We start from the raw sequence: 18714 nt of genomic DNA on the forward strand, positions 1-18714 counted from the left end.
TCTTCGTGAACACCGTCCGCACCACGGCCGGACGCCGTCCGCGCCATGCGCGGACCGTTGTCCGGCCGCCGCCGGGATCACTGCCCCGTCGATGTGCGGCCTGCACACCATAAGTGCCGGAGGACAACTATTGTTGTCGAGGTCCTGCCGAGGGCCTAGAGTGCCAGGCATGCCGGGTAAGAACTTCGCACCGCCGCCGGAGGGGGCGGCCGCCCTCGCCGACTCGGCGGTGGCCGATCTGGCGCAGCGCCTCACCCGTCAGATGCTGTCCGGCGGACGGCTTCCGGGCGGCCCGACCCCACCGCAGCCGCAGCCGCAGGCGGACAGCTCCCGTCAGGCGCTGGCCCTGCTGCACGTACTGGACCAGGTACGGAAGGCGGCCGAGCGCCTCCAGCAGAACGCGGCCGCGGACGCGGCCCGTGCGGGCGCCGGTTATCCGGAGCTCGGCGACGCCTGCGCCATCACGCGGCAGGGCGCCCGACGGCGCTGGCCCGGACTCTTGAACCACTCCTGCGACAACCCCACGGAGCACCGATGATGACCGCCCCCGCCCGCGCCTACGACGTCCTGCTCGTGGAGGACGACATGGCCGACGCCATGCTCATCGAGGAAGCGCTCTCCGAGCGCGGTGCCCGCAATCTGGTCCAGGTCACCGACGGGGTCGCCGCGCTGGAGCACCTGCGCGCCCCGGGGACCGTCCGGCCCGACCTCATCGTCCTCGACCTCAACATGCCGCGGATGAACGGCCGGGACCTGCTCCAGATCCTGAAGACGGACGAGGCACTGCAGTCGATCCCCGTGGTCGTCCTCACCACCTCGTCCGCCCCGGAGGACATCGCCGGCGCGTACCACAGCCACGCCAACGCCTATGTCACCAAGCCGGTCAACCTCGACGAGTTCGAGAAGGCGGTCCAGAGCATCGACGCGTTCTACCTCGACACGGCCACCCGGGCGCCGCGCGCCTGAACCTGGGCCCACGGCCGGACGGGACTTTCGAGACACGCGTAGGCGAGGCGGCAGCCGGGGAGGCTGCCGCCTCGGCGCGTCTCCGGCCGTAGGCTCGTCCCGGGCTGCCGGCACGTCTCCGGCTGCGGGAGCGCCTCGGGCCCGCCGGGACCTCAGCCCCGGGCCGGCGGGTCGATCTGATGGTCGTAGAACACCTTGACGAGGGCCTTCATCAGGGGGAGCTGGCGGTCGCAGTCGTGGATCACGTCTCCGGCCGACTCGAAGACGAGTTCCTGCGTGTTGGCCGCTTGTCCCCCCTTGCGGGCGAAGTGGGCGCTCAGACGGCCGGTGCCGGGGTCGTCGGGGCAGCTCGTGCGGAACGACGCCTCCTGGCCGAACGCGGGGAGCGCCCCGAAGCCGGACGCCGTGCCGGGCTTGCCCATGGTGGCGTCCTTCGGGCGGGCGAAGACGTCGAGGCGGAAGCCGAGGGGGTTGCGCCCCGCCGGCTCGTACCGGCAGTGCCATCCGCCGTCGTCCCAGGCGACGTGGCGCGCCAGATGGAACGGCGGCCGCCCGAGGACGGGCTCCAGCAGGGCCGCGTCCGGGCATCCGGTCGCACTGTCCACGCTCGTGGGGGCCTGTGTCTCCGGCCTTCCCTCGCCGTCGGAACCGGGCTCGGACGCGGGGGCGGCGCAGGCCACCGACCCCGCGAGGAGCACCGCGGCGATCAAGGACCGGCGGAGGGTGGTGTGACGCATCGGCGACTCGCTTTCCCACGGACTGCCCCGGGCGGGTCAGGAACGGTTTCCGATGCTAGGCGTGCGCGCGTTGCTACACACCGCGATCACTCTTTCCGTAGCTCACAGGCCGGTGAACAGGTCCGCGAACGTGCTCGCCCCGAGCGGGCCGTGCTTCAGGCGAGGTGGAACCGGTCGCGGTGGGTGGACAGCCAGGTGCGGAAGTCCTGGAGGTCGGGGTTGAGGGCACGGACGGCGTCGAGGTCGCGGGCGCTGGTGAAGGTCTGCTCGCAGTCGGCGTAGAACTGGAACATGTTGCCGGCCTCGTCCGCGCCCGGGAATCCCTGGGCGCGGAAGGCGTCCGGTGTGACGGGGCGGTAGCGCACCGGCTCTCCCAGCGCGTCGCTCATGGCGGCCGCCATGTCGGCGACCGGCAGGTGCTCGCCGGCGATGCTGACGGTCGCGGCGATGAAGTCGGTGCCCCGGGAGAGGAGGGCGAGCGCGGTCTTGCCGATGTCCTCGACGGCGATGCCGGCGAGGCGGCTGTCGCCCATGGGGAAGGCGAGTTCGAGGGTTCCGTCCTCGGCGCGCCGGGGCGGGAACATCTCCAGCAGGTTTTCCCAGTAGAACGTGGCCCGCAGGAACGTCGTGGGCACCCCGGCGTCGTTGAAGAAGTGGTCGGCCTCCGCCTTGCCGTCGAAGTGCGGCACCTTGTAGACGCCCTGCAGGGTGGGCATCCGGTCGTCGTCCGGGGGGATGCAGTCACGCGTGTCCTCGAGCGTGGACCAGATCGCGTGCTGCACGCCCGCGTGCCCGGCCGCCCGCGCCAGCGCCGCCGCCTGCTTCTTCTCGTGGGCGGCGGACATGTCCTCCCAGAAGTTCGTCACGAGGAAAGCGCCGTACGCCCCTTCCAGTGCGGGACCGAGCGTCGCCTCGTCGTCCATGTCGGCGCGTACGACGTCGGCGCCGAGCCGCTCCAGCTCCCTGGCCCCGTCGGATTCGGGCCGCCGGGTCACCGCGCGGACGGCGAAATCGCCGTCCGTGTCCGCGAGGATCGCGCGGCAGAGTCCACCGCCCTGCTGCCCCGTCGCGCCGAACACGGTGATGATCCGCCGGTCGTCCATCGCACGCACACTCCCTGGCCCAGCCGCCTTGCCGTCGGGGCGAACCTACGGCTGACGGGCCCTCCGCCTCGCTGTACACGCCGGGGCTGCCCCTACTGCCCCCGCAGGAGGGTGACGGCGCCGGGCTCCGGGCGGGGGGCCGAGACAGGGCTACGGCAGGGCCGCGAAGGTGCCTTCGGTGTACTCCGACACCTCGGTGAAGCCGAGCTTGCGGTAGAGGCCGATGGCGGTGGCGTTGTCCGCCCGGACGTTCAGCCCGACGTGGTCGACGGACTCGCCGAGCCGTCGGCACAGCTCGGCCACGCAGGCCCCGCCCGCTCCCTGCCCGCGTACCTCCGGGTGGGTGGTGACGTTCCCGAGCGCGGCGACGCCGTAGGCGGGCGAGTAGACGTGCACCCCGGCGACGGCGAGCAGCCGCCCGTCCCGGCGGGCGCCGACGTACTGGCCGGTGTCGAGCATCCGGGCGTCGAACCAGTTCCCGGGATACGCCCGCTCGAACAGCGCCAGCAGCTCCGGGAGGTCGGCCCGGCTCAGCGGGGCGGGGCGCCACGGGCCGGCCGGGTGCGCGGCGGCGCGGCCGGGGTCGGTGAGCGCCATGCGCAGCATGGCGTCGTTCCGCTCGGCCGCGTACGCGGATTCCAGCACCTTGGCGGCTTCCCCGGTCAGATGACCGAAGAAGCGCCGGGGAAGGACCGGCAGCAGCGCGCCGATCAGCTCCTCCAGCTCCGCGGCCTGCCCGGGCCGGGAGAGGGCGATCAGCGTCGGGATGTCACCGACCGCGTACAGGAGCGCGACCGGCCCGCTCTCCGACACCGTGTACCAGCTGGTGTACGGCCACAACAGGTCGTCGAGGTCGCCCAGTTCCATCAGGTGCATCGCCGGGTCGCCTCCGAAACGGGCGGCCAGGGCGGATCGGTCGTGCAGAGCGCGCAGGGTCACCCGCCCAGCGTACGGGGGCGGCCGGACCGGCCACGGGGAGGGGCGGCTCCGGTGGCGCGGCCGGCGCGGTGCCGGGGCCCCCGGGGCGCGAGTCGTGGCGCCGGCTCAGGAGCCGTACATGTCGCGGCAGAGGCCGACGACGCTCGGCGGTACGGCCCCCGAGGGCCCGGCCTGGCGGCAGAGCGACCGGAGGTCGGCGGCGGGGCGGCGGGGGGTGCTCTTCGGGGGCTGGACGGAGCGGCGCCGCTTCTGCTTCTTCTTCGGCGCGGCGGCGGGCGGGCGGTCGGCGCGCCGGCCGGACGAGGAGGGGGCCTGGGCGTCGTACGGGCGCGGGCGGCTCTGGTGCGTGCCTCCGGTCCGCCGTTCCTTCCGTTCGGCGTCGGCGGTCCGGGCGGTCGTGGTCGTCCTGGCGGTCCGCCCTTCGGCGCGGTGGTCGTCGGGTTCGGTGGCCGCGAGGGTCTCCACGGGCGGCGGCGGGGTGGGGGCGGGGTGCTCGGGAAGCGGGACCGGTGGGCGTACGGCGGCGGGCGCCAGGCCGGTCGGCGGGGCGGCCCGCGGCGGGTGGTGCGGGACGGCGACGCATCCGGTGGAGAGCAGGAGCGCGGCGAGGAGCAGCGGGACGGCGGGGTGACGGGAGTGCATGGGGTCACCGTGCCGGACCGGGGTCCGGGCCGGGCGGTGGCGCGCGAAGGTCCACCGGGACGAGTGAACGCCCCAGGTCAGGTGGGGTCTGCGGGTGGGGGCCGCGGGCTGGTGGCGCGGAGATGCGGCGGGCCCTTCACCCCCCGTCCGTCGGCAGCCAGCAGCCGTGCAGCCCGAGGGGGACCCGGACGGGGACGCGGGCGCGGGCGACCGGGCCGGAGGCCGGGTCCTCGGCGGGGATCACCAGGAACCAGCTGGAACCGTCGGTGCGGTCGGTGGCGAAGGTCAGCCAGTAGCCGTGCTCCTCGGAGTCCCGGCCGGGTTCAGGGGCGAAGACCGGTTCTCCGACCGAGAGGGTGCCGGCCGACCAGACGCGGGTGGCGCCGGTCTCGGTGTCGAACCAGCGCACCGCGTCGTACTCCCCCGGCAGCAGGTCCGCCTGGCCGGTGTCCGTCGCCAGCGCGGTATGGCGGTGGCGGCGGCCGATGAGCCGGTCGTCGACCCTCGGGAACTCGACCCGGGAATCGTCCAGCGGAGTGCGGGCCATGCGGCCGGCCACCGGGTCGATGCGCGCCCGTACCAGGCCGCCGCTCGCCGGTCCCTCCTCCTTCGCGGCGCTGCCGCCCACGGTCAGCCGGGACCACTGCACGTAGTCCAGGACGACCGGGGCGTCCTCGCCCGGGCCGTCGTCGTACGCGTTCACCGTGTGCCAGAGCCAGAACGCGTCGTCGCTCGCCCAGCGCGGCGGGCTCCCGTCGCGCGGGATCAGGGCCACGCGGGTGCCGTGCTCGGGCCGCCAGGCGAGGAACGAGCCGCCGGCCATGGCCGCGCCCAGGTCGAAGAAGGCGGGGGCGAGGACGAGGACGGCGTAGCGGTCGGTCAGCGCCATGTCGTGGATCATCATCGGTTCGTCCACGCCGTCGACGGGCGTGGGCCCGCGGCTGACGGTGCCGTCACGGGCGATGACCGACCAGGTCAGGTAGGGCGGCTCCAGGGCGTAGCAGAAGACGACCATCTCCCCCGTGACGGGATCGATCTTGGGGTGCGCGGTGATGCCCGCCGGCAGGGCTCCGCCGAAGTCGTCGGGGCCGAGGGTCGCCAGGGTGCCGTCGATGCGGAAGGGGCAGGCCGACTCGGCGAGGGCCAGCATCCGGCCTCCGTGGCGTACGACGTTGATGTCGGGCAGGTCGCGGAAGGTGCCCGCGAGCTTCGGTCCGACCTCGTCGGCGTCCGGCGTGATCATCGACTCCAGGCCGCCCCACAGGGCGCGCCCGGCCCGCTCCTCGGCCTCCAGCGCGGGGGTCCGTACGAAGCGGTTGCGGTAACGGGCGCGGCCCTCGGAGAGCCAGACGCCGTGCAGCATGCCGTCGCCGTCGATGGGATAGAGGTACGAGCCGATGGGCGTGAAGCGGGGATTGGGGCCGTTGCGGAGGTACAGCCCGTCCAGGGCGGCCGGGATCTCGCCGGTCACCTCCAGGTCGGCGACATCGACCTCCTCGGTCACCGGTGCGAACGAACCCAGCAGGTGAGGGACGCGGGTGGGGTCGAAGCGGGGTGGGGATTGCGTGTTCACGAGACCTCCCGGCGTGCGCCCGACGGCTCCCGCGGGTGCGGCGGTCCTCAGCGGCACGCATATACGGCACCTTCCAGTGAAACGCGGTCCGGGCGGGGGTGCCAGGTGTCGGGGGCGCAGGGGGTCGGGGGTGCTAGGTGTCGGGGGTGCCGGGTAGCCGGGGTGCCCGCGGCTACTGGCCGAGCGCCGCACGATGGGCTGCCGCGGCCACTCCCCGGAACAATGCGCGCAGCTCGGCCGCGCGGCTGCCACGCGTTTTGGCGGCGTGACAGTTGGGACACAGGGCGATCATGTTGGCGGGGTGGTCCCGCCCGTCCCCTCCCAGGTCCTCGACATGGTCGACCTCCAGCAGCGGCTCGCCCTGCGGCGTGACGTCCGCCGGCATCCCGCTGCACCGGGGGCTCTCGCAGGCGCCCCCGCTTCGCCGGAGCACGGCTCTGACCGCGCGCGGGTCGCGGTACCGCTCGAGCGTCGTCCGCTCGACCGCCTCCGGTCTCGTTCCCCTGGCCTCGGACGCCTCCACGTCCTCACAGAGGCGCCGGTACAGGTCGGCGGGCTCCGCCGGGCCGCCGTCTCCGGTCGCGGCCGGCCGGTTCTCCCCGCAGCCGCGGCACCATGCGCCCCGGGGCCCGCTCCGCAGGTCCCGCTCGTCGAGGAGTCGGGGGCCGACCGAGCGGTACTCGCGGTGGACCGTGCACGCCAACCCGTACTCCGGAGGCACCACCCGCCCGCGGCGGATGACCTCCGCGTGCTGCAGGGGTTTGCGGTACAGCACGTCCCAGCCCTCGATGCACGAGGGGCCTTCCGGCGCCTTGCGCGCCATACCGTCGTCGTCGACCCGAAGTTGCACTCCCATGACACCGAACCTACCGGGAACCTCCATGAGTTGACGGCCGCGAGCGGCGTCACGTAGGTCCGCCACGGCCCGGGGGCGGCGGTCATCAGGTCATCCGTCCCGGACTCTTGACTCGGGTTGCGGCAGTCGGGATTCTCGACACACCTTTTCGCGCGGAGCATGACAATCCGTACGCACCGTGCCGTCCCGCTCCCCCACCGAGGACGTGAGTGAATGTCCATGACGCGAACCACGCACAGCAGGCGCAATCTGCTGGCGGTCCTGTCCCTGCTCCTCGCGACGGTGGCCGTGCTGCTCGGCCCCGCGCCCGGTTCCGCAGCCGATACGTCCTGGTGGAACCCCACCGCCCGGCCGACACCCGACTCGGCGGTCAATGTGACGGGTGAGCCCTTCAAGGGCACCGACGCCCGCGGCGAGGTGCGCGGGTTCGTCGACGCGCACAACCACATCATGTCCAACGAGGCCTTCGGCGGGCGCCTGATCTGCGGCAAGCCCTTCTCCGAACTGGGCGTGACCGACGCGCTCAAGGACTGCCCCGAGCACTACCCGGACGGTTCGCTCGCGGTCTTCGACTTCATCACCAAGGGCGGTGACGGCCGGCACGACCCGGACGGCTGGCCGACGTTCAAGGACTGGCCGGCGCACGACTCGCTGACCCACCAGCAGAACTACTACGCGTGGATCGAGCGGGCCTGGCGCGGCGGTCAGCGCGTCCTCGTCAACGACCTCGTCACCAACGGCGTCATCTGCTCGGTCTACTTCTTCAAGGACCGCGGCTGCGACGAGATGACCTCCATCCGCCTGCAGGCGCGGAAGACGTACGAGATGCAGGACTACGTCGACCGGATGTTCGGCGGTCCCGGCAAGGGCTGGTTCCGGATCGTCACCGACAGCGCCCAGGCCCGGCAGGTGATCGAGCAGGGCAAGCTGGCGGTCGTCCTCGGCGTGGAGACGTCCGAGCCCTTCGGCTGCAAGCAGATCCTGGACATCGCGCAGTGCGACCGCGCCGACATCGACCGGGGGCTCGACGAACTGCACCGGATCGGCGTCCGCAGCATGTTCCTCTGCCACAAGTTCGACAACGCGCTGTGCGGGGTCCGCTTCGACGAGGGGGCGCTCGGCACCGCGATCAACGTCGGGCAGTTCCTGTCCACCGGCACCTTCTGGAAGACCGAGAAGTGCACCGGCCCGCAGCACGACAACCCGATCGGCCTCGCCGCGGCGCCGGCGGCGCAGAAGGAGCTGCCGGCGGGCGTGACGGTCCCCTCCTACGCGTCGGACGCGCGGTGCAACACCCGGGGCCTGACCGAACTGGGCGAGTACGCCGTGCGGGGCATGATGCAACGCAAGATGATGCTCGAGATCGACCACATGAGCGTCAAGGCCGCGGGGCGGGCGCTGGACGTCCTGGAGTCGGAGAAGTACCCGGGCGTCATCTCCTCGCACAGCTGGATGGACCTCGACTGGACCGAGCGGGTCTACGGCCTGGGCGGGTTCATCGCCCAGTACATGCACGGCGCCGAGGGGTTCAGCTCCGAGGCGAAGCGGACGGACGCCCTGCGCGAGAAGTACGGCGTGGGGTACGGCTACGGCACCGACATGAACGGGGTCGGCGGCTGGCCGGGACCGCGCGGTACGGACACGCCCAACCCGGTCCGGTACCCGTTCCGCACGACCGACGGAGGCTCGGTCGTCGACCGGCAGACCACGGGTCAGCGGACCTGGGACGTCAACGCCGACGGGGCCTCGCACTACGGCCTGGTCCCGGACTGGATCGAGGACGTCCGGCTGGTCGGCGGCCAGGGCGTCGTGGACGACCTGTTCCGCGGGGCCGAGTCCTACCTCGACACCTGGGGCGGGTCCGAGCGGCACCGCGCCGGCGTGAACCTGGCGTCGCACGCCCCGGCGTCGGCGTCGACGACCCAGTGGTGGAACCCGTTCGTCTCCTACGTGCCCGGCCGGGCCGTGGACGGCGACCGGGGCACCCGCTGGGCGAGCGAGTGGAACGACGCCCAGTGGCTGCGGATCGACCTGGGGGCTCCGCGGCTGGTCAAGCGGGTCACGCTCGACTGGGAGGAGGCATACGGGAAGGCGTACCGCGTCGAAGTCTCCGACGACGGCGCGACCTGGCGGAGCGTCTGGTCCACCGCGTCCGGCGACGGGGGCCTCGACATCGCCAAGTTCCCCGGCACCACGGCCCGTCATGTACGCATCCAGGGGGTGCAGCGCGGTACGGGCTGGGGCTACTCGCTGCACGAGGTCGGCGTCTACAGCAGTTGACGGCTCCGGGCGACGGAGCGAGGAAAGGGAACCACCGGATGGGAACGGCCCCATGACCCGCCTGCCGCTGGCCACCCGGCGCCGGCAGCTGACGGAGGCGGCGATCCGCGCGATGACCCGGGACGGCGTCCCCCGGACGACGACCCGGTCCATCGCCGCGGAGGCGGGTGTCTCGCTGAGCGTCTTCCACTACTGCTTCGACTCGAAGCAAGCGCTGCTGGAGTCGGTGATCACGACGATCACCGACCACTACGTGGGCGTCGTGAAGGAGGCGCTGCGCCCGCGTGCCACGCTCCGCGAGACGATCCGGGCGGGTTTCGGAGCGTACTGGGACCATGTGTGCGCCCACCCGGGTGAGCACATGCTGACGTACGAACTCACGCAGTACGCGCTGCGCACGCCGGGGTTCGAGCCGCTGGCCCGCCGCCAGCACGAGCGGTACGCCGAGATCTACCACGGGCTGATCGAGGAGCTCACCACGAGCATGTCGCTCGAACCGCGCGTGCCCGTGCCCGTGCTGGCCCGCTATCTGGCCTCCGTGACCGACGGTCTGACGCTGAACTTCCTCGTCCTGGGTCAGGACGAGGAGGCGTCGGAGACGATCCTCGACATGATCACCGATCAGGTCGCGGCGCTCGTACGCGACGGGGCGCCGTCGGCCGCCGGAGGCGCGGGCCCGGACGGGGGCGGCGGTCCCGACGGCGACGCGGGCGCGGCCGCGGACGGCGACGCGGGCGCGGACGGGGGCGCCGGTTCCGGGGGGAGCGCGGGCACGAACGCGTAGGCCGGGCCCGACCGGTCACCCGGGCGGCGGGTCAGGACAGGTGGTCGGCTATGAGGTCGGCGAACTCCTGCTCCGTCAGAATTCTCGTGCCCAGTTGCTCGGCCTTGGCGAGCTTGGAGCCGGCGCTCTCACCCGCGACGAGGATCGTCGTCTTCTTCGACACGCTGCCGGACGAGGCGCCGCCGGCCCGCTCGATCAGCTCGTTCATCTGGGTGCGGTTGCGTCCGGCCAGCGGGCCGTTCATGCCTCCGGTGACGACCACGACCTCGCCCCGCAACGGCGCGCCACCGCCCTCCGTACCGCCCTCCTCCGCGCCGCCCGCTGCCGGGACGCCGGCCGGGGCGAGGGGTTCGGTCATGTTGACCCCCGCGGCGACGAGCTTGTCGATCACCGGCCCCATCGCGGCGATGTGGGCGGCGATCTTCGGGGCGTTGGCGCCGGGCAGCTTGTTGACCTGGGCGAGCGCCTCGGGGTCGGCGGCGCGTATCGCGTCCATGGTGACGAAGTGGCGGGCGATCTCACGGGAGAGCGTGCGGCCGGTCCGCACGATGCCGAGCGCGCAGAACACCCGGTTCAGCGGCTTCTTTCCGGCCCGGGCGATGTGCTCCAGGAGAGCGTCCGCGCGCTTCTCGCTGCGGGTCGCCTCGGCCAGCTGCTCCCGGGTGAGCGTGAAGAGGTCGGCGACGTCGGCGACCGCCCCGGACTCGACGAGCGCGTCGATGAAGGTGGCGCCGAGGCCGTCGATGTCGAGCTGGTCGCGCCCGACGGCGTACCGCAGGGCCGCCGCCAGGCCGCAGCCGCCGCCCGCGCCGTCGGCGCACTCCCAGCGCTCGCCTGACGTGTCGATCTCGCCGCCGCAGGCGGGGCACGCCTCGGGGAAGACGATCGGGCTCTCCTCGCCGGTACGGAGGGCCACGACCGGCGCCTCGATACGGGGGATGATGTCGCCGGCCTTCCACACCATGACGGTGTCGCCGATCATCATGCCGCTGTCGCGGATGAACGCCGGGTTGTGCAGGGTGGCGTACCGGACGGTGCTGCCGTCGACCTCCACCGGCTCCAGTACGGCTCGCGGGGCGATGATGCCGGTCCGGCCGACGTTCCACTGGACCGCCAGGAGCCTCGTCTGCGCCTCGACGGCGGGCAGCTTGTACGCGATCGCCCAGTGCGGGTGGCGGGTGGCGAAACCGGCCGCCTCCTGCTCGGCGTGGGCGTTGGCCTTGATCACGACGCCGTCGATGCCGAAGGGCAGTCCGGCGCGCAGCCGGCCGATCTCCTCGACCCGGGCCTGGACTTCGTCGAGGGTGCGGCAGACCCGCAGTCCGACCTCGGTCGCGGCGGTCGTCTGCACGCCCAGGGCCCGGACCTGCTCCATGACGTCCTCGTGGGTCTCGCCCCGCGTGAAGGCGGCGCCGTCGAGGCCGACCGCGCCGTAGGCGAAGAAGGTCGTCTCGATCACGTAGGGACGGTCCTTGGCGCGCAGCGTCCCGGCCGTGCCGTTGCGCGGGTTGGAGAAGACCTTCGCGCCGTGCGCGGTACGGATCTCGTTGGCCCGCTCGAACTGCGCCCGGGTCAGCAGCACTTCGCCCCGTATCTCCACCGTCGCGGCGGTCGGCAGCCGCTCGGGCAGGCCGACGACGGCTCCGATGGCGTGGGAGAGGTCCTCCCCGTGCCGGCCGTCCCCGCGGCCGACGAGCTGGACCAGCCGCCCCTCGCGGTAGCGCGCCGCGATCGCCGCGCCGTCCAGCTTCGGCTCCACCGCGTACCCGCCCTCAACCGCGCCGTCGATGCGCCGCGCCAGGGAGGCGCCCCACTTCACCAGCCCTTCGGCGTCGAAGACGTTGTCGAGGGAGAGCATGGGCACCGTGTGGGCCACGTCGCCGGCCGGAGCGACGCCGCCGCCGACCTTGCCGGTGGGCGTGTCCGGGCGCCGGTGCCCGGGGTTCTCGCTCTCGTACGCGGCGATCCGACGCGCGAGCACGTCGTACGAGGCGTCGTCGAGGACGGCCTCACCGTCGCCGTAGTACGCACGGGACGCGGCGAGCGCCGTCGCGACGGCCTCGTCGTAGGCGGCGCGGTCGGAGAGGGAGGCAGCGGGTGCGGCGGTCATCGTCATACGGCGATCTTTGCGCAGGGGTCTGACAATGCGTGTCCGCCGGAGGGCCGGGTGGGGCGGAGGGGCGTGCGGATGCGGCCCCAACGCCGCGGCGCGTGGTGGAATGCCGCGTGTCACCAGGCGGTTGCCTGGACGAGCGAGCGCTCATTGTGTGCTGTCGTCGAGAGGAAGACCGTGGCAGAGCCATTCTCGGTACCCGTCGTCGTACGCGGATACGAGACCGACACCCAGGGCCACCTGAACCAGGCCGTCTATCTGCAGTACGCCGAGCACGCCCGCTGGTCGCTCCTGCAGCAGGCCGGGATCCGGCAGGCGGATCTCCTGGAGCAGGGGGTGGGGCCGGTCGCCCTGGAGGTGACGGTGCGCTATCAGCGGGAGTTGCGGGCCGGTGACGAGGTCGACGTGACGTGCGCGTTCCTCTGGGGCGAGGGGAAGACCTTCCGGATCGAGCAGACGATCCGGAAGACGGACGGCACCGTGGCCGCCGAGGTGACGGGTGTCGGCGGTCTGCTGGATCTGAAGGCGCGCAAGCTGGTGACGGATCCCCGCGCGCACTTCCGCACGCTGGCCGACTCCCCCGAGGTCTTCGGCCTCTGACACCCGGCCCGCGGCACTCCCCCACGGGCGGGCGGCCGACCGTGGATTCCCCACCGGTCACCCGCCCACGGGCCGGCCACCGGGAGGCGGCCGGGGCGCCAGCCGCACATCGCGGGCGACTGCGGCGGCGGACGACGCCTGCCGCCGCGAATGGCGGGTACCCGGCTTCCGTACCGACGGGGACGCGGCCGGCGTCCCCGGGGGCTCATGGGGAGTGAAGAACGTGACAGTCAAGGCGATGGGTTGGGCGCACTCGTTCCCCGTGTCCGGGGGCGTGCGGGCCGGCCGGCAGTGGACGCGGCGGCATCTGGCGTCGCTGCCCTGGACCGCCCAGGAGCCCGAGACGGTGGACGCCGTCGTCCTGGCCGTCTCGGAGCTGCTCACCAACGCCCACATCCACGCGCACAGCGACGCGCAGCTCGTGCTGACCTGGGACGGCGACTGCCTCCACATCAGCGTCCACGACGAGGACCCGACCCTCCCCCGGCCCCGCGACCCCGACAGCAGCGCGGTCTCCGGCCGGGGCGTGAGCATCGTGCAGGCCCTCGCCGACGAGTGGGTCATGCGGTGCCAGCGGCACGGCAAGACGGTGACGGCCTGCTTCCGCCCGTCCTCCTCGACGGAGTCCGAGGACCGCCGGGCAGACGGCGCGCCCGAGGGCCGGGCGACGCAGCATGAAGGGAAGGAAGCCGGAGGCATCGGCGGGCACCACGACGGCGCCGGCGGCTCGACCATGTGACGCGGGGGGCGTGTCGGGGCGCGCCCGAGAGTCGGCGCCGGCACCGCCCCCGTCGTTCCCATCCGGCCCCGGCGGGGCCAGGTCGCGTTGTTCAGGCGTCCGTGCGGACGAGGACGGTCAGGGTTCGCGGGCCGTGGACGCCTTCGACGCGTTCCAGCTCGATGTCGGAGGTGGCGGACGGTCCGCTGACCAGCGTCGTCGGGCGTTCGGGGAGGAGCCCGGCCAGAGCCTCCGGGACGCCGACGGCGATCCGCGAGAGGTCCACGACGCACACGTGCACGTCGGGGACGAGGGTCAGCGCGCGGCGGCCTTGGTCGGCCGAACTGTCGAGGAAGATCGTCCCCGTCTCGGCGCAGCCCACCGCCGAGGCCGTCACCACCGCGTCCAGGTCCGCCAGCCGCGGGGCGGGCACGTCGGCGCTGTCCGTGACGACCTCGCCCTCCCACTCCGCGAGCCAGGAGGGGTCGAGTCCGGCGGGGACGCCGACGCGCCGGGCACCGAGGCGGGTGAGGACGTCGGCGAGGATCGTGGGTGTCTCGTCGGTGGTGCCGAGAAGCACCCGTGCCTTGTAGTCGGTGAGCCGGTCGACGAACAGCTCGCACCGTTCGCCGTCCGGCAGGGTGCGGCCCCGGCGGTAGTCGCGCGGCGGGGCGACCGCGGGGTGAGGGGGCGCGAGGCGGAGGGCGTCGCGGACCCGGCCGAGCACGGTCTCGCGCGCGTTCATCGTTCCTCCCGGGGCGTCCCGGCGGGGCCCGTAGGTTCGGTGGGTTCGGAGGGGCCCGTGGGTTCGGCGGGGCCTGTGGGCTCCGTGGGCCCCAGAGGCTCAACGGGGCCCGTGGGTTCGGCGGTGGCGGCGGCTTCCGCGAGGGTGCGCCGGCCCTCCTCGGAGGCGTACCAGTCGCGGAAGGTCCGGCGGGGCGGGGCGGGGACGTCGCGGCTGCGGGTCCAGCCGTTCAGCGGGGGCGGGAGGCGGGAGATCGTCCCGTCCCGTCCGGCGGCGAGCCGCCCGAGCGCGGCGGCCTTCTGCGCGGCCGTGTAGAGCTTCGGGCGGCCCATGACGGCGGCCGCCGCCCGCATGGCGAGCCGTTCGGGGCCGCGGCCGGTCCGTTCGGTGGTCTGGTGGCGGAGTTCCACCAGCAGCGACGGGATGTCGATCTTGACGGGGCAGGCGTCGTAGCAGGCCCCGCAGAGCGTGGAGGCGTACGGCAGGGAGGCGTTGGGGTCGTTCTTCGCGGCATGGGTGCCGGCGAGCTGCGGGGTGAGGACGGCGCCGATGGGGCCGGGGTAGGTGGAGCCGTACGCGTGTCCGCCGACCCGTTCGTAGACCGGGCAGACGTTGAGGCAGGCGGAGCAGCGGATGCAGTGGAGGGCTTCGCGGCCGAGGGGGTCGGCGAGCGCGGCGGTGCGTCCGTTGTCGAGGAGGACGAGGTGGAACTCCTGCGGTCCGTCGCCGGGAGTCACCCCGGTCCACAAGGTGGTGTACGGGTTCATCCGCTCGCCGGTGGAGGAGCGGGGCAGCAGTTGGAGGAACACCTCCAGGTCGGCGTAGCGGGGCAGCACCTTCTCGATGCCCATGACGGTGATCAGCGTCTTCGGGAGGGTCAGGCACATGCGGCCGTTGCCCTCGGACTCCACCACCGACAGCGTGCCGGTCTCGGCGACGCCGAAGTTGGCGCCGGAGACGGCGACGGGCACGGTCATGAACTTCTCGCGCAGGTACGCCCGGGCCGCGGCGGCCAGTTCGGCGGGGACGGAGGTCAGGGCGGGGTCCACGCCGGGGAGCCGGTCGAGGAAGATACGGCGGATCTCCTCGCGGTTGCGGTGGATGGCGGGGACGAGGATGTGGGAGGGCCGGTCGTCGGCGAGCTGCACGATCAGTTCGGCGAGGTCGGTCTCGTGGGCGGTGATGCCCTGGCTCTCCAGGTGCTCGTTGAGTCCGATCTCCTGGGTGGCCATCGACTTGACCTTGATGACCTCGCGGCTGCCGGTGGCGGTGACCAGCTCGGTGACGAGGGCGTTGGCCTCGGCGGCGTCCCGTGCCCAGTGCACGGTGCCGCCGGCCGCGGTGACCGTGGACTCCAGTTGTTCGAGGAGTTCGGGCAGTCGGCTCATGGCCTCGGCCTTGAGGGCCGCTCCCGCGGAGCGCAGCTCCTCCCAGTCGGGCAGTTCGGCGGTGACCGCGAGCCGTTTGGCGCGGATGGTCCGTGTCGCCTTGTGGAGGTTGTCGCGCAACTGTCGGTCGCCCAGTCCGTCGGCGGCGGCCCGGGGGAATGCCCGGTCGCCGCGCAGGTGGCCCTCGCCGTACGGGGAGCGGGGCGGCACGGCCGGCATGCCGAGGAACGTGCTGCTCATCGTGCGGCCTCCGTCAGGGGGTGCGGCGCGGTGCGGGTGGCGGCGAGGATCTGCGCGAGATGGAGGGTGCGGGTGGCGGAGCCGGTCCTGGAGAGGCCGCCGCCGATGTGCAGGAGGCAGGAGGAGTCGCCCGCCGTGCACACGGCCGCGCCGGTGGAGGCCAGGTGGGCGAGTTTGTCGGCGAGCATGGCGGACGAGGTGGCGGCGTTCTTGACGGCGAAGGTGCCCCCGAAGCCGCAGCAGGCGTCCGACTCGGGGAGTTCGACGAGGTCGATGCCCTCGACGGCGCGCAGCAGGCGGAGGGGTTTCTCGCCCACGCGGAGCATCCGCAGCGAGTGGCAGGTGGGGTGGTACGTGACGCGGTGCGGGAAGTACGCGCCGACGTCGACGACGCCCAGCACGTCGACCAGGAGCTCGGACAGTTCGTACGTCTTGTCCTGCACCGCGGCGACGCCGGCGCGCAGGGCCGCGTCGCCGTAACGCTCCGCCACGCGCGCGTGCTGGTGGCGGACGCAGGCGGCGCAGGAGCCGGAGGGCATGACGACGGCGTCGATGGCGCTGTCGCCGAACTGTTCCGCGTAGTTCCTGATCAGCGGGACCGGTTCGCGCTGATAGCCGGTGTTGAGGTGCATCTGGCCGCAGCAGGTCTGATCGGGCGGGAAGACGAGTTCGTGGCCGAGGCGGCTGAGGAGCAGGGCCGTCGCCCGCACCGCGTCGGGGAACAGGGTGTCTCCCAGGCAGGTGGCGAAGAGTCCGATGCGCATGCGGTTCCCCTCGGGCGGAGTGTGGTCCGACCATACTGGGGTCGCCCGCGGGGGCCGTGGCGCGGGGCGGTGGGCGTCAGGCGCCGCGCCGGCCCGCGGCGCTTTCCCTCCGTCCCTTGAGGGAGGTGATCGCGGTGGAGACGAGCGCGGTCACCGCGAGGCTCCCCACCGCGACCATGCCCACGCCGATGACGAAGAGGCCGCTGGCGTCGTCCGACCAGTCGACGTAGGCGGCGACGGTCAGCCCGGCCGTGGTCCCGAGGACGGCGGCGGCGACGTGCCGGCGGGAAGCCGCCCAGCACACCGGCACCAGCAGGGTCAGGACCAGGCCGACCACCTGCCACGCCTCGTACGGGCCGGTCGTCGAGCCGTCCGGGTGCACGTCACGGTGGCCGTCCCAGCCCAGCCAGGCGGCCCAGGCCCCCAGCGCCACCACGGCCGTCAGGAGGCCGGCCGCCGGCTCGGAAGCGAGGTTCAGTCGTCGTCTCATGGCTCCACCCTGCCCGGGGCGCCCGGCCGCCGTCCTGAGCGCGGATACTCATCGCGTACCCGAGTACGTCGGCCGGTACCGGAAAACTCGCTCCTGTCCGCCGCCGGACCGCCGGTAGCATCCGCGGATGCGGACCATCGAGACTCTGGTGCCCGAGGCGGGCCGGGCGGACGCCGTCGCCCTGCGGGCGCACGACGCCGACGAGCTGGTGCGGTACGTGGCCGACCCGGCGCACCCGTGGTGGCGGCGCAGGCCGTGCGTGCACGCGCTCGCCGGGCGGGTACCGGAACGGGCCGTCGCCGGTCTGCTCGGCCGCGTCCGCGACCCGGGGGACGTGGCGGAGATCCGCATCGCGCTGCTCGACCTCCTGGCGGACCGGGAGGAGCTCCTGCCGTGGCTGGTGCACGAGGACCGGCGGCGGGAGTCGTCGTACGGCATGCCCGAGGCGATCCTCAAGGCCCGCGGTCTGCTCGGCGACCGTACGGCCACGGCGGAGTTGGCGGCGCTCGCGGCCTCGCCGTGGCCTCGGATGCAGGCGCTCGGCGAGGCCGGTCTCGACGCGCTGGTGGCGCGGTACGGCGTCGACGCGGTCCTGGACGGGGTGGGTGCCGAGCGGCCGGAGGACCGCGCCTTCCGGCTTCGCATGCGACATCGCGCCGGGCAGGACGTGACCGACGCGCTGGCGGACGCGGATCGCGGTGTCGCCTGGCTGGCGCAGTCGCTGGTGTCGGACGCGGACCGGCTGCGCGACTACGCCGGCCGGGCGCCGACGACCGAGGCGAGGCTCTGGGCGGCGTACGCGCTGCACCGTCTGACCGGGGACGCGGCCGAGACCCGGGCGCTGTACGACGGGCTGGGGCGGCCCCGGGTCGAAGTGCCCGGTCTGGAGGAGGAACCGCGCCGCGCGATCGTGCACGCCTACGCCGGGGGCTGCCAGCGGAACAGCGACCCCCGGTGGCGCGTCGAGGCGCTCTGCACCGACCCGCCGCTGCCACAGGACGGCGAGGAGCGGCTGCGCCGGGCCAGGACCGCGCTGACCGCGGCGGGCCTCGGTCCGCGGCACCCTGTCTCCGCCGGGGAGCACCACCAGCAGGGCGAGGGGACGTACCACGTGATCGAGTGCGGCGAAGGCAGGGTGCTCATCAGCACGCTCGGCCGGTTCGCCACCGGGGACGGCCACGACGACGGTGCCGGCGAGGGCGCCCCGAGGGCCCGCGCGGCCCTGGAGGGAGCCGGCTTCCGCTGGATCGACCAGGTCACGGGCTCGGTACGCGTCACCGGCCTGGGCGTCTACTACTTCGGCGACCGCGAGCCCTTGGACATCGCCACCCTGCTGTTCTACTGGCAGGACTGACGCTCCCCGGTCGCGCTCCGCCCGCCGCCCGGCGGAGGGGGTATGCCGCGGGTATGGGCGAAGGTTGCGATTGGGTGGCGGAACACCGTCCCGCGTTGCCCGGCCCGCCCCGGCGGAGTTGGGCCGGTCATGCGGACTCGTACGACTCAGCACACGGTGATGGACGGTGTCTACTGGCTCAGGGGCGCCGGATCGCCCTGCGCCCACTGCGCCGAGCCACTCGCCCCGGCCGAGGACGGCGCCGACGGCGGCGCGCCCACGGGCCGCCCGGGAGCGGCCCGGCTCCGTCTGGCGGAGCTGTTCACCGGCGACGCCGCGGCGGGCCTGCGGGTCGTCATGGTCACGGCGGCCTCGGTGAGCGTCGTCGTGGCGGCGCTCCTGCCGGAGCGGTGACGCCGACGACCCACGACGCCGTACCGGGA

At 73.5% G+C, this 18714-nt stretch carries 18 protein-coding genes and 1 pseudogene; 8 read left to right on the forward strand and 11 right to left on the reverse strand.

Annotated features, from left to right (window positions below; translation table 11 throughout):
* Positions 1–169: 169 nt before the first annotated feature.
* Both ACFZBD_RS00475 and ACFZBD_RS00480 read left to right on the forward strand, forming a co-directional pair.
* Positions 170–538 (forward strand): hypothetical protein, encoded by a 369-nt coding sequence (locus ACFZBD_RS00475; RefSeq protein ID WP_391132942.1) that lies wholly within the window; start codon positions 170–172, stop codon positions 536–538.
* Entirely contained in the window at positions 535–966 is a 432-nt protein-coding gene (locus ACFZBD_RS00480; protein ID WP_391132945.1) for a response regulator, read from the forward strand. Before ACFZBD_RS00475 ends, ACFZBD_RS00480 begins: the two co-directional genes overlap by 4 nt.
* Before the next feature lie 152 nt (positions 967–1118).
* Here the strand turns inward: ACFZBD_RS00480 and ACFZBD_RS00485 are convergent, their stop codons facing one another.
* The 6 genes from ACFZBD_RS00485 to ACFZBD_RS00510 all read right to left on the reverse strand — a co-directional run bounded on the left by ACFZBD_RS00485 (position 1119) and on the right by ACFZBD_RS00510 (position 6816).
* Positions 1119–1703: a hypothetical protein gene (locus tag ACFZBD_RS00485; protein WP_391132948.1), complete on the reverse strand. Its 585-nt coding sequence runs from the start codon at positions 1701–1703 to the stop codon at positions 1119–1121.
* Positions 1704–1858: 155 nt separating this feature from the next.
* The gene (locus ACFZBD_RS00490; protein ID WP_391132951.1) at positions 1859–2806 is read right to left on the reverse strand and encodes an NmrA family NAD(P)-binding protein; all 948 of its coding nucleotides are present in this window, start codon (positions 2804–2806) and stop codon (positions 1859–1861) included.
* A 150-nt stretch (positions 2807–2956) separates the two neighbouring features.
* Positions 2957–3745 (reverse strand): GNAT family N-acetyltransferase, encoded by a 789-nt coding sequence (locus tag ACFZBD_RS00495; RefSeq protein ID WP_391132954.1) that lies wholly within the window; start codon positions 3743–3745, stop codon positions 2957–2959.
* Between the two features lie 105 nt (positions 3746–3850).
* Positions 3851–4387 (reverse strand): hypothetical protein, encoded by a 537-nt coding sequence (locus ACFZBD_RS00500; RefSeq protein ID WP_391132957.1) that lies wholly within the window; start codon positions 4385–4387, stop codon positions 3851–3853.
* 136 nt (positions 4388–4523) lie between these two features.
* Positions 4524–5960, reverse strand: a complete 1437-nt coding sequence (locus ACFZBD_RS00505; protein WP_391132960.1) for a carotenoid oxygenase family protein — start codon at positions 5958–5960, stop codon at positions 4524–4526.
* 172 nt (positions 5961–6132) lie between these two features.
* Entirely contained in the window at positions 6133–6816 is a 684-nt protein-coding gene (locus tag ACFZBD_RS00510) for an HNH endonuclease (RefSeq protein WP_391132963.1), read from the reverse strand.
* A 219-nt stretch (positions 6817–7035) separates the two neighbouring features.
* On the opposite strand from ACFZBD_RS00510, the gene ACFZBD_RS00515 reads away from it, so the two are divergent.
* Both ACFZBD_RS00515 and ACFZBD_RS00520 read left to right on the forward strand, forming a co-directional pair.
* Complete coding sequence (locus ACFZBD_RS00515) at positions 7036–9096, forward strand: discoidin domain-containing protein (RefSeq protein ID WP_391135820.1); 2061 nt, start codon at positions 7036–7038, stop codon at positions 9094–9096.
* Between the two features lie 52 nt (positions 9097–9148).
* Positions 9149–9742 (forward strand): annotated as a pseudogene (locus tag ACFZBD_RS00520) (TetR/AcrR family transcriptional regulator); the annotation flags it as partial.
* 169 nt (positions 9743–9911) lie between these two features.
* Here ACFZBD_RS00520 and ligA read toward each other — a convergent pair.
* Positions 9912–11990 carry an NAD-dependent DNA ligase LigA gene (gene ligA / locus ACFZBD_RS00525; protein WP_391135822.1) on the reverse strand — a complete coding sequence of 693 codons (2079 nt, stop codon included), beginning with the start codon at positions 11988–11990 and terminating at the stop codon, positions 9912–9914.
* A gap of 180 nt (positions 11991–12170) precedes the next feature.
* Between ligA and ACFZBD_RS00530 the strand changes: the two genes are divergently transcribed.
* On the forward strand, positions 12171–12593 hold the full coding sequence (locus ACFZBD_RS00530) for a thioesterase family protein (protein WP_391132966.1): 423 nt from the start codon (positions 12171–12173) through the stop codon (positions 12591–12593).
* Positions 12594–12816: 223 nt separating this feature from the next.
* Positions 12817–13332 (forward strand): ATP-binding protein, encoded by a 516-nt coding sequence (locus ACFZBD_RS00535; protein ID WP_391132969.1) that lies wholly within the window; start codon positions 12817–12819, stop codon positions 13330–13332.
* Between the two features lie 91 nt (positions 13333–13423).
* Here the strand turns inward: ACFZBD_RS00535 and ACFZBD_RS00540 are convergent, their stop codons facing one another.
* From ACFZBD_RS00540 to ACFZBD_RS00555, 4 genes are all read right to left on the reverse strand, one after another.
* Positions 13424–14056: an LUD domain-containing protein gene (locus ACFZBD_RS00540; protein WP_391132971.1), complete on the reverse strand. Its 633-nt coding sequence runs from the start codon at positions 14054–14056 to the stop codon at positions 13424–13426.
* The gene (locus ACFZBD_RS00545) at positions 14053–15684 is read right to left on the reverse strand and encodes a LutB/LldF family L-lactate oxidation iron-sulfur protein (protein WP_391132974.1); all 1632 of its coding nucleotides are present in this window, start codon (positions 15682–15684) and stop codon (positions 14053–14055) included. The genes ACFZBD_RS00540 and ACFZBD_RS00545 overlap by 4 nt, the downstream gene beginning before the upstream one ends.
* Positions 15681–16448 carry a heterodisulfide reductase-related iron-sulfur binding cluster gene (locus tag ACFZBD_RS00550; RefSeq protein WP_391132977.1) on the reverse strand — a complete coding sequence of 256 codons (768 nt, stop codon included), beginning with the start codon at positions 16446–16448 and terminating at the stop codon, positions 15681–15683. The genes ACFZBD_RS00545 and ACFZBD_RS00550 overlap by 4 nt, the downstream gene beginning before the upstream one ends.
* Before the next feature lie 76 nt (positions 16449–16524).
* A complete protein-coding gene (locus tag ACFZBD_RS00555) occupies positions 16525–16938 on the reverse strand; it encodes a hypothetical protein (protein ID WP_391132980.1) in 414 nt (137 codons plus the stop codon).
* A 127-nt stretch (positions 16939–17065) separates the two neighbouring features.
* Between ACFZBD_RS00555 and ACFZBD_RS00560 the strand changes: the two genes are divergently transcribed.
* Both ACFZBD_RS00560 and ACFZBD_RS00565 read left to right on the forward strand, forming a co-directional pair.
* Positions 17066–18292, forward strand: coding sequence for a hypothetical protein (locus ACFZBD_RS00560; protein ID WP_391132983.1), 1227 nt, complete (start codon positions 17066–17068; stop codon positions 18290–18292).
* A 129-nt stretch (positions 18293–18421) separates the two neighbouring features.
* Positions 18422–18685 carry a hypothetical protein gene (locus ACFZBD_RS00565; protein WP_391132985.1) on the forward strand — a complete coding sequence of 88 codons (264 nt, stop codon included), beginning with the start codon at positions 18422–18424 and terminating at the stop codon, positions 18683–18685.
* Positions 18686–18714: the final 29 nt, after the last annotated feature.

The sequence above is a fragment of the Streptomyces sp. NPDC008121 genome (assembly GCF_042957155.1).
In the GTDB taxonomy this organism is placed as follows: Bacteria; Actinomycetota; Actinomycetes; order Streptomycetales; family Streptomycetaceae; genus Streptomyces.

Coding starts and splice junctions, on each gene's coding strand:
- ACFZBD_RS00475 (WP_391132942.1), top strand. CDS start 170: ATGCCGGGTAAGAACTTCGCACCGCCGCCGGAGGGGGCGGCCGCCCTC.
- ACFZBD_RS00480 (WP_391132945.1), top strand. CDS start 535: ATGATGACCGCCCCCGCCCGCGCCTACGACGTCCTGCTCGTGGAGGAC.
- ACFZBD_RS00485 (WP_391132948.1), bottom strand. CDS start 1,703: ATGCGTCACACCACCCTCCGCCGGTCCTTGATCGCCGCGGTGCTCCTC.
- ACFZBD_RS00490 (WP_391132951.1), bottom strand. CDS start 2,806: ATGGACGACCGGCGGATCATCACCGTGTTCGGCGCGACGGGGCAGCAG.
- ACFZBD_RS00500 (WP_391132957.1), bottom strand. CDS start 4,387: ATGCACTCCCGTCACCCCGCCGTCCCGCTGCTCCTCGCCGCGCTCCTG.
- ACFZBD_RS00510 (WP_391132963.1), bottom strand. CDS start 6,816: ATGGGAGTGCAACTTCGGGTCGACGACGACGGTATGGCGCGCAAGGCG.
- ACFZBD_RS00515 (WP_391135820.1), top strand. CDS start 7,036: ATGACGCGAACCACGCACAGCAGGCGCAATCTGCTGGCGGTCCTGTCC.
- ligA (WP_391135822.1), bottom strand. CDS start 11,990: ATGACCGCCGCACCCGCTGCCTCCCTCTCCGACCGCGCCGCCTACGAC.
- ACFZBD_RS00540 (WP_391132971.1), bottom strand. CDS start 14,056: ATGAACGCGCGCGAGACCGTGCTCGGCCGGGTCCGCGACGCCCTCCGC.
- ACFZBD_RS00545 (WP_391132974.1), bottom strand. CDS start 15,684: ATGAGCAGCACGTTCCTCGGCATGCCGGCCGTGCCGCCCCGCTCCCCG.
- ACFZBD_RS00550 (WP_391132977.1), bottom strand. CDS start 16,448: ATGCGCATCGGACTCTTCGCCACCTGCCTGGGAGACACCCTGTTCCCC.
- ACFZBD_RS00555 (WP_391132980.1), bottom strand. CDS start 16,938: ATGAGACGACGACTGAACCTCGCTTCCGAGCCGGCGGCCGGCCTCCTG.
- ACFZBD_RS00560 (WP_391132983.1), top strand. CDS start 17,066: ATGCGGACCATCGAGACTCTGGTGCCCGAGGCGGGCCGGGCGGACGCC.
- ACFZBD_RS00565 (WP_391132985.1), top strand. CDS start 18,422: ATGCGGACTCGTACGACTCAGCACACGGTGATGGACGGTGTCTACTGG.